The 10,336-nt window shown below is 70.0% G+C and carries 9 protein-coding genes; 7 read left to right on the top strand and 2 right to left on the bottom strand.

Translation table 11 applies throughout. From position 1 onward, the window contains the following. A partial coding sequence (locus tag ACNFOC_RS43470) for a sensor histidine kinase (RefSeq protein WP_416964525.1) occupies nt 1–1,530 on the bottom strand: 1,530 nt, incomplete at its 3' end. Nucleotides 1,531–1,753: 223 nt separating this feature from the next. Between ACNFOC_RS43470 and ACNFOC_RS43475 the strand changes: the two genes are divergently transcribed. The 3 genes from ACNFOC_RS43475 (at nt 1,754) to ACNFOC_RS43485 (ending at nt 5,746) form a co-directional block, all read left to right on the top strand. Further along, complete coding sequence (locus ACNFOC_RS43475) at nt 1,754–3,181, top strand: cation:dicarboxylate symporter family transporter (protein ID WP_416964526.1); 1,428 nt, start codon at nt 1,754–1,756, stop codon at nt 3,179–3,181. Between the two features lie 237 nt (nt 3,182–3,418). After that, nucleotides 3,419–4,183, top strand: coding sequence for a DUF2127 domain-containing protein (locus tag ACNFOC_RS43480; RefSeq protein ID WP_416964532.1), 765 nt, complete (start codon nt 3,419–3,421; stop codon nt 4,181–4,183). A 60-nt stretch (nt 4,184–4,243) separates the two neighbouring features. Continuing rightward, a complete protein-coding gene (locus ACNFOC_RS43485) occupies nt 4,244–5,746 on the top strand; it encodes an AAA family ATPase (protein WP_416964527.1) in 1,503 nt (500 codons plus the stop codon). On the opposite strand, the gene ACNFOC_RS43490 is transcribed toward ACNFOC_RS43485, so the two are convergent. Then, the gene (locus ACNFOC_RS43490; protein WP_416964528.1) at nt 5,706–6,608 is read right to left on the bottom strand and encodes an NAD-dependent epimerase/dehydratase family protein; all 903 of its coding nucleotides are present in this window, start codon (nt 6,606–6,608) and stop codon (nt 5,706–5,708) included. The two genes, ACNFOC_RS43485 and ACNFOC_RS43490, sit on opposite strands and share 41 nt — an antisense overlap. Nucleotides 6,609–6,647: 39 nt before the next feature. Here ACNFOC_RS43490 and ACNFOC_RS43495 point away from each other — a divergent pair, with 39 nt between their 5' ends. The 4 genes from ACNFOC_RS43495 (at nt 6,648) to ACNFOC_RS43510 (ending at nt 10,294) form a co-directional block, all read left to right on the top strand. Further along, complete coding sequence (locus ACNFOC_RS43495; protein WP_416964529.1) at nt 6,648–7,157, top strand: Lrp/AsnC family transcriptional regulator; 510 nt, start codon at nt 6,648–6,650, stop codon at nt 7,155–7,157. Between the two features lie 29 nt (nt 7,158–7,186). Continuing rightward, nucleotides 7,187–7,573 (top strand): MerR family transcriptional regulator, encoded by a 387-nt coding sequence (locus tag ACNFOC_RS43500; protein WP_416964530.1) that lies wholly within the window; start codon nt 7,187–7,189, stop codon nt 7,571–7,573. 17 nt (nt 7,574–7,590) lie between these two features. Beyond that, nucleotides 7,591–7,902, top strand: coding sequence for a thioredoxin (gene trxA / locus ACNFOC_RS43505; protein ID WP_416964533.1), 312 nt, complete (start codon nt 7,591–7,593; stop codon nt 7,900–7,902). Between the two features lie 139 nt (nt 7,903–8,041). Then, a complete protein-coding gene (locus tag ACNFOC_RS43510; protein WP_416964531.1) occupies nt 8,042–10,294 on the top strand; it encodes a HelD family protein in 2,253 nt (750 codons plus the stop codon). The last annotated feature ends 42 nt before the right edge of the window (nt 10,295–10,336 follow it).

A 10,336-nucleotide genomic window follows, 5' to 3' on the forward strand; every position in this document is an offset into this window, starting at 1 on the left:
CCGTGGACCTGCTCGACCTGCTGTTGTTGCTGGTGATCCTCGCCTACGCGGCGTCTTCGTGGAGAAGCCGCGCTGGAACACCGCCTCCGCGTGCGCCGGATCCACCCCCGACCCGGTGTCCGCGACCCGCAGCACCAGCGCGGAACCCGCCTCGTCCGCCTCCGTGTACGCCGTCACCGTGACCCGCGCCCGCAGGCTGCCCTGGGCCGCGTCCACCGCGTTGTCGATCAGGTTCCCGAGGATGGTCACCAGGTCCCGCGCGGACAACGAATCCGGTAGCAGGCCGTCGTCCATGCCGCTGTCCTCGGACACCACCAACTCGACGCCCCGCTCGTTGGATTGAGCCGTCTTGCCGAGCAACAGGGCAGCCAGCACAGGCTCGTTCACCGCCGAGACGACCTGGTCGGTCAGCGTCTGGGCCAGCTCCAGTTCGGCCGTCGCGAAGTCCACCGCCTCCTCCGCGCGCCCCAGCTCGATCAGGGAGACGACGGTGTGCAGGCGGTTCGCCGCCTCGTGGGCCTGTGAGCGCAGCGCCTGCGTGAAGCCCCGCTCCGAGTCCAACTCGCCCATCAGGGACTGGAGTTCGGTGACGTCCCGGAGAGTCACCACCGTTCCCCGGCGCTCACCGCCCGACACCGGCGACGTGTTCACCACCAGCACCCGGGACGCCGTCAGATGCACCTCGTCCACCCGCTCCTCCGACGACAGCAGCGCCCCCGTCAGCGGCGCGGGCAGGCCCAGGTCCGCCACCGACCGGCCCACCACGTCCCCCGTCACGCCGAGCAGTTCCCGCCCGCCGTCGTTCATCAGCGCCACCCGGTACTGACCGTCGAGCATCAGCAGCCCTTCGCGCACCGCGTGCAGCGCGGCCTGGTGGTAGTCGTGCACGTGGCTCAGCTCGGTCGCGTTCATGCCGTGGGTGTGGCGGCGGAGGCGGGCGTTCACGACGTACGTTCCTACGGCACCCAGTGCCAGGGCGCCGGCCGCCACCCCGATCAGCGCCGTGACCTGGTCCTGGACCCGCTGGGTGATCGCCTCGACCCGGATGCCGGCGCTGACCAGGCCGATGACCCGGGTGTGGCCGGTGTCGTAGACGGGGGTGACCGCGCGGACGGACGCGCCGAGGGTGCCGGTGAAGGTCTCGGTGAAGGAGTATCCCTGCTGGGCGCGGGCGATGTGGCCGAGGAAGGGTTTCCCGATCTCGCTCGTCTTGGGGTGCGTCCAGCGGATGCCCTGCGGATTCATGATCGTGACGAAGTCGACCTCGGTGTCCCGCTGGACGCGGACGGAGTACGCCTCCAGGTGTGCGGTGGGATCGGACGTACCGATCGCCGCCACCACCGACGGCGAGTCCGCGACCGATCGCGCCACCGCCATGGCCTGACGGCCGGCCGCGTCCTCCGCCTGGCTGCGGTCGCTGACGTAGGTGAACAGCGCGTACCCCGCGACGACGACCGCTATCAGCACCGCCTGCATGGCGAAGAGCTGGCCGGCCAGGCTGCGGGGGCTGGGGACGTGCGGGAGGCGCATGCCGTCAGTGTGCCTCTCCTGATAAGCGCGAACTAAATGAACGTAAGGGTGACCGCCCTCACAAGCCGGGAGATAGTCACCGCAACCCCCGGAAGCAGCCGCCTCCCGGAGCAGGCCGCACATCGATCAGTGCGGACCGCCGTAGAACCCGTAAAACCCATGAATCCCCGGACGTGAGCCGCACTCGCAGCCAGGGTTCCGCCGGTCGTGAGCCGCACGCCGGATGATGCCGACGACGTCGTCAAGGAGGGCAGCCGTGGCCAGCACCCCCGCACCCGCACCTGCCGCACCCGCAGCACCGCCCGTGAAGCGGGACCGCACCCACTACCTCTACATCGCGGTGATCATCGCGGTCGCCCTCGGCATCGCCGTCGGGTTCGCCGCGCCGGACTTCGCCAAGGAGCTCAAGCCGATCGGTACGGGCTTCGTCGCGCTGATCAAGATGATGATCTCGCCGATCATCTTCTGCACGATCGTGCTCGGCGTCGGCTCCGTACGGAAGGCCGCTCAGGTCGGCAAGGTCGGCGGGCTCGCGCTCGCCTACTTCATCGGGATGTCGTTCGTGGCGCTGGCCATCGGCCTGGTCGTCGGCAACATCATCCACCCGGGCAGCGGCATGCACCTGACCGAGGCCGTCAAGGGCGTCGGACACACGCAGGCCGAGGCGGCCGCCGAGGGCCCGGTCGACTTCCTGCTCGGGGTCATCCCGACCACCTTCGTGTCGGCGTTCACCGAGGGCCAGGTCCTCCAGACGCTGCTGATCGCGCTCCTCGCGGGCTTCGCCCTCCAGGCCATGGGCCGGACCGGCGAGCCGGTGCTGCGCGGTGTCGAGCACATCCAGAAGCTGGTCTTCCGCATCCTCGGCATGATCATGTGGGCCGCGCCGGTCGGTGCCTTCGGCGCGATGGCCGCCGTGATCGGCGAGACCGGCATGGACGCGCTCAAAGCACTGGGCACGATCATGGCCGGCTTCTACATCACCTGTTTCCTGTTCGTCGTGATCGTGCTCGGCACGCTGACGAAGCTGGTCGCCAAGGTCAACCTCTTCCACCTGCTGAGGTACCTCGGCCGCGAGTTCCTGCTGATCGTCTCCACGTCGTCGTCCGAGTCCGCGCTGCCGCGGCTCATCGCGAAGATGGAGCACCTGGGTGTCAGCCGCCCGGTCGTCGGCATCACCGTGCCGACCGGCTACTCCTTCAACCTCGACGGCACGATGATCTACCTGACGATGGCCTCGCTGTTCATCGCCGACGCGATGGACCAGCCGATGAGCATCGGCCAGCAGATCGGCCTGCTGCTCTTCATGATGGTCGCCTCCAAGGGCGCGGCCGGTGTCTCCGGCTCCGGTATCGCCGTACTCGCCAGTGGTCTCCAGTCGCACAAGCCGGCCCTGGTCGACGGTGTCGGCCTGATCATCGGCATCGACCGCTTCATGAGCGAGGCCCGCGCCGTCACCAACTTCGCCGGCAACGCCGTCGCCACGCTGCTCATCGGCACCTGGACCGGCGAGGTCGACAAGGAGCGGGTGAACCGGGTCCTCGCCGGTGAACTCCCCTTCGACGAGAAGACGTTGCTCGACGAGAAGGACGGCGACGAGCACCTCGACGGAGTGCCCGAGCAGGGCGGCGAGAAGGAACTCGCCAAGGCCTGAGCACCCCTCCTCAAGCGTGGCGCCCGGGCCGACCTGAACACGGTCCGGACGCCCCGAAGACGCCGGGCGGCTGGGTGTCCCCCCGTCGCTCAGCCGCCCGGTCCACACCGCTCCACCTGTCGGTCCGGCCCCTGGCGGCCGACGTTCAGGCAGATGCACTAGCGTGCCGTGCCGTGCCGGAATCCTCCGGCGCGCACGGCACGTTCGCGTTCGGTGGGAGTCACGGGGGCCATGGGCATGAAGATCGACTGGGACCGGCGGCACTGCGCACGGCACGGGCACGCGACGTACGCGCCCGAGGAGACGCCACTGCGGGAACGGCTGCGTGTCGAGACCGGGTTCGGCGTGGCCTGGCGCTGTCTGCGCTGCGGCGACTTCGTCCTCGGCGAACCGCACGGCTCGGGACCCGCCGAGCACGCCCCGCTGGTGCCGCGCGGGAAGGTGCTGCGGGACCTGTTCATCCTGCGGTTCCTGGCGATCGAGCGGGCCGTGCGCGGGGTGTTCATCGTGCTGGTCGCCGCCGCCGTGTGGAAGTTCAGCAACAGCCAGGACTCGGTGCGCCAGCTCTTCGACGAGTACCTCGACGTCTTCCGGCCCGTCTTCAAGCACTTCCACTACGACCTCGACCACTCGCCGGTCGTCGGCACCATACAGAAGACCTTCGGCTACAAGCACTCCACGCTGGTCCTGGTCGCGGTCCTGCTGCTGGCGTACGCGCTGATCGAACTCGTCGAGGCCGGCGGACTCTGGTATGCCAAGCGCTGGGCGGAGTATCTGACGGTGGTCGCCACTGCCGCGTTCCTGCCGCTGGAGGGCTACGAACTCACCGAACACATCAGCTGGTTGAAGATCGCCACCCTCGTCCTCAACATCCTCGCCGTCGTCTACATCGCCCTGGCGAAGCGGCTGTTCGGGCTGCGCGGCGGCCGGAAGGCCTTCGACGAGGAGCGGGAGAGCGCGTCCCTGCTGGAGGTGGAGACGTCCGCGGGGGTGATGGTCTGACCTCCGCCGGGGTCATGGTCTGACACTCTGGTCCGACACATCGGGACTATGGAGGCGGACATGGACGAACCGGGCGGATTGGAGATCATCAGTGCGGCGGAGTACGAGCGCAGGTACGGCGCGGGACGTGAGCCCTCGCCCCTGTCGATGGAGCAGATCGGCACACTGTTCCAAGAGTTCCTCACCGCGGTGGCCCGCCCCAAGTCCAAGGACTACGACCCCGCCCGCAACCTCACCGAACGCCTCCGCGCCCACCTCGGCACCGCCCCCGGCGACCGGCCCGTCGTCAAGGCCGCGTATCCGCCGTACGACCTCCCCAACGTGCATCTCGCGCTGGAGCACTGGTTCGCGGGGGAGGGCCGTTCCCACGAACTCGTCGGCATGCGCGGCGCGCAGAACCGCGGCGACCTCACCCTCGGCGACATCCTCGAAGCCGCCGACCGCCACGACCGGTTCACGATCGGCGCCGTGGACTACGCCCACCTGCCGGTCTCGCCCGACGACGAACTCGCCTGTGTCTCCTGCGGGTTCTACCTCGGCGCGGAGGGCGAGGACCGGTTCGCGGTGCTGCTGCGCGGGCCGGGGGACGAGTACGGGCGCGACAAGGTGGAGATCGAAGTCCTCGCGCGGGACAAGGAGTTCGCGGACCGGCTGCTCGCCGAGATCGACGTGCTGGTGCGCGAGCACAACATCTTCCGCGGCCAGGTGCTCTCCTTCGAGGGCTCCGAGTTCGGCCACGGCCTCGGCCCGTTCCGCTTCCACCGCCGCCCGACCCTGACCCGCGACGACATCGTCCTCCCCGAGGGCCTGCTGGAGCGCGTCGAACGCCAGGTCGTCGGCGTGGCCCGCCGCCGCGAGCAACTCCGCGCCGCCGGCCAGCACCTGCGCCGCGGCCTCCTCCTCTACGGCCCGCCCGGCACCGGCAAGACCCACACGATCCGCTATCTCCTCTCCCACCTCCCGCAGTTCACGGTCGTCGTCCTGTCCGGCACGGGCATCGACGCGATCGGCCCCGCCTGCGCCCTGGCCCGCATGCTCCAGCCCGCGCTCGTCGTCCTGGAGGACTGCGACCTGATCGCCGAGGCCCGCGACCACGGCAGCGGCGAACAGCCCCTGCTCTTCCAGATCCTCAACGAGATGGACGGCCTCGGCGACGACGCCGACGTGGCCTTCCTCCTCACCACCAACCGCGCCGACCTCCTCGAACCGGCCCTCGTCCAACGCCCCGGCCGCGTCGACCTCGCCGTGGAGATCCCCCTCCCGGACGCCCCGGGCCGCGCCCGCCTCCTCGGCCTCTACGGCACGGGCCTGGACCTCGACGAGGAGACCGCCGCCGAGGTGGTGACCCGCACGGAGGGCACGACGGCGTCCTTCACGAAGGAGCTGGTACGCCGGTCCGTCCTCATCGCGGCCGAACGCGAGTCGGCACGCACGGAACCCGCCGACCTCCGCGCCGCCCTCGACGAACTCCTCTCCGACCACGACCAGTTGACGCGCCGGCTGCTCGGGGTGTCGTCCTCGGCTACCGCATCACCCCCGGCAGCCACTCCCGGGCCCGAGTGAAGGTGTAACCGAGCCCGGTGGCACGGGAGTTGTCCATCCCGTAGGAGCGGGCGAAGGAGAAGGGGGAGGTGGTCTCGCCCTCCTTCGCCGTCCTGAACACCACCTTCCCGGACGGGAGTTGGGCGGCGAGCGCCGCGCACAGGTCCTCCGCGGTCAGCGGGTCGCGGGAGGCCGCGTTGACCGGGCCGGTGAAGTCCTGGCCCGTCGTCCAGAAGAGGAAGTCGGCGATCTCGTCGACGTGGATGTAGGTCGCCGGGTGGTTGGTGGCGGGGACGGCGATCGGCTCGCCGGTGCGGATGCGGTCGACGTAGTGGGTCAGGCGACCGGTGAAGTCGTCGGCGCCGCCCAGGACATGGGCCACGCGGACCGCCGTGTACGGGAACTCCGGTCCGGCCGCCGCGAACACCGCCTCCGCCTGCCGCTTGCCCTCGCCGTAGTGTGCGTCGAGGAACTCGGGCTCGTCCCAGGGGAGTTCGAGGTCCACAGTCACCTTGAGCGGATCGACGGCCGCCTCGCTCACGAGCGCGGGCGAGTCCTCGTGCTCGTACACCTCGACCGTCGACGTCATCACATAGCGGCCGGTGCGGCCGGTGAGGACGCGGCGGGCGATCGCCGCCTGGCGCGGGGTGTAGCAGACCTGGTCGACGACGACGTCGAAGGTGCGCGGGCCGAGAGCGGCGCGCAGCGCGTCCTCGTCGTCACGGTCGGCGGTGAGGTGGACGACCCCGGCGGGCGGCGCCGACGAACCCCGGTTGAGGACCGTGACCCGGTCCCCTGCGGCCAGCAGCCGCGCGATGAGCCGCTTGCCGAAGTAGCGGCTGCCGCCGATGACCAGGACGTCCCGTGCCTTTTCCATGACCATAATTCTTCGGGCGTATCCGCAGGATCTGAAGGGGGAGACATGGGAGTTCAGGCCGCCGCACCGAAAGAACCACGGCATCCGCGAACCACCGCCGACGAAACACCGGTGGCCTTCGACGCGGTGGACCGGCAGATCCTCCACCTCCTCCAGACCGACGGCCGGATCAAGCTCAGCGAGCTCGGACGGAGGGTCCGGCTGAGCCCGGCGGCGGTCACCGAGCGGGTCCGACGACTGGAGGCCGCGGGCGTGATCAGCGGCTACGGCGCCCATGTCGTCCCCGGCCGGCTCGGCTACGGCATCCAGGCGTTCATCCGGGTCGACCCGCACGGCGGCTACACCCTGAAGCATCCCCGCACCCTGGAGCTGATCGAGCGGCCCGAGATCACCGAGGTGCATCATGTCGTCGGCGAGGACTGCTGGATCCTCAAGGTCGCCGTCCGGGACACCGTCCACCTGGAGGACGTCCTCGAAGCGGTCTCCGCGCTCGGGCGCACCACGACGTCGATCGTGCTGACCTCCCCGGTGGAGCGCAGACCGCTGTTGCCCTGACGCCGACGTCAAGGATTACCGTCGTGGACATGCGAATCGGCGAGCTGGCCGCGCGGGCCGGGACCACGACGCGGGCCCTGCGGTACTACGAGGCGCGGGGGCTGCTGCCCGCGCGGCGGGGCGGCAACGGGTACCGGACGTACGACGAGGGCGATCTGAAGCTGCTCCGGCAGATCAGGACCTTGCAGGACTTCGGGTTCGACCTGGAGGAGACGCGGCCCTTCGTGGAGTGCCTGCGGGCCGGGCACCCGGAGGGCGACTCGTGCCCGGCCTCGCTCGCGGTCTACCGGCGGAAGCTGGCCGAACTGGATTCCCTGATCGGGGAGTTGCAGGCGGTCCGGGCGGAGATCGGGGTGCGGCTGGCGACCGTCGAGGAGCCATCACCGTTGTGCGAACTGGGAGGGCATGAACTGTGATCGACGTGACCCACGTAATGGATGTGACGGACGGGAATTTCGCGGCGGAGGTGATCGGGGCCGAGCTGCCGGTGCTGGTGGAGTTCACGGCGGACTGGTGTCCGCCGTGCCGGCAGATGGCACCGGTACTGCGGGCCCTCGCCGCCGAGGAGGCCGACCGCCTCAAGGTGGTGCAGTTGAACGTGGACCAGAATCCGGAGACCACGAACGCCTACAAGGTCCTCTCGATGCCCACGTTCATGGTCTTCCGGGACGGTGAGCCGGTGAAGGCCATGGTGGGGGCCCGGCCCAAGCGACGGCTGCTGGAGGAGCTCTCCGACGTGCTGTGATCCCGCCCGATACGCAAAGAAATCCCCCGAGTAATTGCGCTCGGGGGATTTCTTTGCGTATATTCAATGGTTCGCGACTTCACGGGAATTGGGTCGCAAAGAAGTTCAGTGAGCACAGTATATATGTCCGGGAGTGGAATTGTCAAACAGCGATGAAATTCACGGTGAGCAGGAATTCATCGACAGTCTGTACGCACGCGTCGACGCGCTGCGCGGTGCCACCGAGGACTCCGTCACGGACGCGCTCGGGCAGGGCAACACGCCCATGCAGGCCCGGCTGGAGCGGGACATCCTGGTCGCCGAGCGCTCGGGGCTGCTCGCCGCGCTGAACGCCGTGGACGGCTCGCTCTGCTTCGGCCGGATCGACCTGACCTCCGGCGTCACCCACCACATCGGCCGTATCGGCATCCGCTCCGACGACGCCGACCTCACACCGATCCTGATCGACTGGCGGGCCGACGTCGCCCGCCCCTTCTACCTGGCCACCGGCCACACCCCGATGGACCTGCGCCGCCGTCGGCACCTCACCACCGACGGGCGCCGCGTCACCGCCCTGCACGACGAGATCCTCGACCTCGGCGACGCCACCCGCACCGGCCACGAGGACCCCAGCGGCGACGCCGTCCTCCTCGCCGCGCTCAACTCCGCGCGCACCGGCCGGATGAGCGACATCGTGCAGACCATCCAGGCCGAACAGGACGAGATCATCCGGGCGCCCCACCGCGGGGTGCTCGTCGTCGAGGGCGGCCCCGGCACAGGCAAGACCGCCGTCGCGCTGCACCGGGCCGCGTATCTCCTGTACGAGTACCGGGAGTTGCTCGCCAAGCGCGCCGTCCTGATCGTCGGCCCGAACCCCGCGTTCCTCGGTTACATCGGCGAGGTGCTGCCCTCGCTTGGCGAGACCGGCGTACTCCTCGCCACCGTCGGCGAGTTGTTCCCCGGCGTGAAGGCCACGGCCACCGACAGCCGGGCGGCCGCCGCGGTGAAGGGCCGCGCCGACATGGCCGACGTCCTCGCCGCCGTCGTACGCGACTGGCAGTCGCTGCCCGACCCGGTGATCGCGATCGAGCACGACCGCGAGATCCTCATGCTCGACGACGGCCTGGTACGGGTGGCCCGCGACCGCGCCCGCGAGGCCGGACTCCCGCACAACGAGTCCCGGGAGCACTTCGAGGGCCACATCCTCAACACGCTCACCGAGATGGTCGCCGAACGCATCGGCACCGACCCCTTCGACGGCAGCAACCTGCTCGACCCCAGCGACATCACCCAGATCCGCGACGAACTCGCCGAGAACCCCGAAGTCTGGGCCGCCATCGACCAGTTGTGGCCGCGCCTGACCCCGCAGTACCTCGTCGCGGACTTCCTCGCCGACCCCGTGGGCTACGTCTCCGACGACGACGCGGACGCCATCCGCCGCCCGGTGACCCGCGCGTGGACCGTGGCGGACGTACCGCTGCTCGACGAGGCCGCGGAACTCCTCGGGCGGGACGACCGGGTGCGGCGGGCCCGGGCCGAGCGCGAGCGGGAGGAGCAAGTGTCGTTCGCGCAGGGTGTGTTGGACGTGTCCTTCGCCTCCCGGACGTTCGAGTTCGAGGACAAGGAGGAGGGTGACCCCGAGGGCTCCGAGGTGCTGTCCGCGCACGACATCATCGACGCGGAGCGCTTCGCGGAGCGGCACGAGGAGGAGGACCACCGCAGCGCCGCCGAGCGCGCGGCGGCCGACCGTACCTGGGCGTTCGGGCACATCATCGTCGACGAGGCGCAGGAACTCTCCCCGATGGCCTGGCGGTTGCTGATGCGGCGCAGTCCCACCCGGTCGATGACCCTGGTCGGTGACCCGGCCCAGACTGCGGAGGCGGCGGGCGTGGGCTCCTGGTCGGGGATCCTCGCCCCGTACGTCGAGGACCGCTTCGACCACCGTCGCCTCGGCGTCAACTACCGCACCCCCGCCGAGATCATGGACCTCGCGGCGGCGGTCGTCCGCGCGGAGAATCCTGACTTCGAGCCGCCGAGTTCCGTGCGGACCACTGGGGTACGGCCCTGGGTGCGGGCCACCGACGATCTGCCGGGTGCTGTCGCCAAGGCCGTGGGTGAACTCGCCCCTGCGGAGGGGCGGTTGGCGGTCATCGCGCCGCGGGATCTGCACCGGAGGCTGGCGGCTCGGCTGGACGGGGTGACGGCCGGCGCCGAGCCGGATCTGACGCGGAGTGTTGTTCTGCTTGATCCTCGGCAGGCGAAGGGGCTGGAGTTCGACTCGGTGCTGGTCGTCGAGCCGGGGCGGTACGGGACGAGTGATCTGTACGTGGCGCTTACTCGGGCGACGCAGAGGTTGGGGGTGTTGCACACGGGGGCGCTGCCGCTGAGCTTGGCGGAAGCGGGGGTGGTGTGACGGTGTGATGGTGGGCGGTGTTGGTGTGGGCGTCCTGGGGGC

The organism is Streptomyces colwelliae (assembly GCF_048158785.1).
Classification (GTDB): domain Bacteria; phylum Actinomycetota; class Actinomycetes; order Streptomycetales; family Streptomycetaceae; genus Streptomyces.